Source organism: Photobacterium sp. GB-56 (assembly GCF_003026105.1).
Classification (GTDB): Bacteria; Pseudomonadota; Gammaproteobacteria; order Enterobacterales; family Vibrionaceae; genus Photobacterium.
This window is the reverse complement of the sequence record NZ_PYNW01000045.1, coordinates 1-1,362: the sequence shown is the minus strand read 5'-3', so window position 1 is coordinate 1,362 and position 1,362 is coordinate 1. Positions and strand designations below refer to the sequence as shown.

The following is a 1,362-nucleotide window of genomic DNA, read 5'->3' as shown; positions in this document are numbered from 1 at the left end:
TGCCCCAAAACGTATATGGAATCCACGTATTTACAAAGTGAAAAATCAGTAAAAGTTAAGATGCGTACGTATATTCGGCTTCTTATTGGAGGAGCTACCTCCTAGCCTTTGATGTTTGCGCACCTACTGTCCTCATCGAGTTATCAGCATCTAAAGCGTCACATTTTGGTCAGGTTTTCAGTAGGTTGGTCTTACCTTTTATGCATCATCATTTTGTAAAATATTAAAAGTCTATTTTCGGTTAATCAATGAGTAAAACAGGTTTGTATTCAGTCTCATACCGTAACATTGCCCATGCTGTTCGTACCACCTTGTTAGCCAGTGCAATGCAAGTTTTTTTGAAGCCGATACGATCGATTATACTCCTCAACCAAGCGTCTTTTTGAGTTGTTGGCTTTTCTGGCAACCGCCCAATATAAGACATAGCGCCAAGATAAAGGAGAGATCGCAGCTCTTTGACACCACCGCACTTATCAATACCAATCATAAATACTTTACCACCAGAGCTATGTTGTTTTGGAGTAAGGCCAACGAATGCTGAAGCTTGCCGACCATTTTTGAACTGCTTACCATCACCAAGGGTTGTATAGAGCATCGCAGCTGTTGTTTCACCAACTCCTTCAATTTCCATTAATCGTTGGCATGGTTCTATCTGGCGAGTTAAAGCATTTTTCTCTTTTTCGAATGCGATAAGTTTTGCTTTTAGTTCTTTATATTGCTCCCACAGCATAGATAAAACGGAGACAACATTGGCGGGTATTGATGTCTCACCATCAAGCACAGCTTGAACCGATGCTTTTAATCCTTTTTCACCTCTAGGGTTTGCTATCCCATAGCCCAAAATCGTGCCTCGAATATGCTGCCCCAATGAAACCACATTGCGAGATAAGAAACGGCGGCTGCTTTCCAAAGATTGCATAGATTGCTGTTCAAGCGACTTTGGCTTACTGTATTTGATACCGATCTGAATAGCAGCATTAGCGATGGCAAGAGCATCATTGTGATCAGTTTTATGGCCTTCTAAATAGCCTTTCACTTTCTTAGGGTTGATGATCCTAACTTCGTGTCCAAGGCTTTCAGCTAATTGCCCCCAATAATGGCAGCCACAACATCCTTCCATAGCAACAATAGAGGGCTTAGCTTTGGCTAGAAACTCTTTCATTTTCTGGCGACTAAGAGGTTTATTGGACAGTAGCTCACCATGAATACTGATATGACAGGCTTGAAGAACATTTTTGGCTAAATCGATAGCGATAACGTTGCTAGTTAACATATTGGAACCCTCAGAGATAATTTCACTCCGCTAAGTTTAGGTTGGCAGAGAGGGAGTGGATTCCATACATCATGTTAGATCAAATACTC

At 41.3% G+C, this 1,362-nt stretch carries 1 protein-coding gene; it reads right to left on the bottom strand.

Annotated features, from left to right (window positions below):
- Positions 1–241: 241 nt before the first annotated feature.
- A complete protein-coding gene (locus C9J42_RS21235; RefSeq protein WP_107288119.1) occupies positions 242–1,273 on the bottom strand; it encodes an IS110 family transposase in 1,032 nt (343 codons plus the stop codon).
- Positions 1,274–1,362 lie beyond the last annotated feature (89 nt).

What these genes read in the sequence shown, in the direction of transcription:
- C9J42_RS21235 (WP_107288119.1), bottom strand. Translation starts at nt 1,273, where the DNA reads ATGTTAACTAGCAACGTTATCGCTATCGATTTAGCCAAAAATGTTCTT.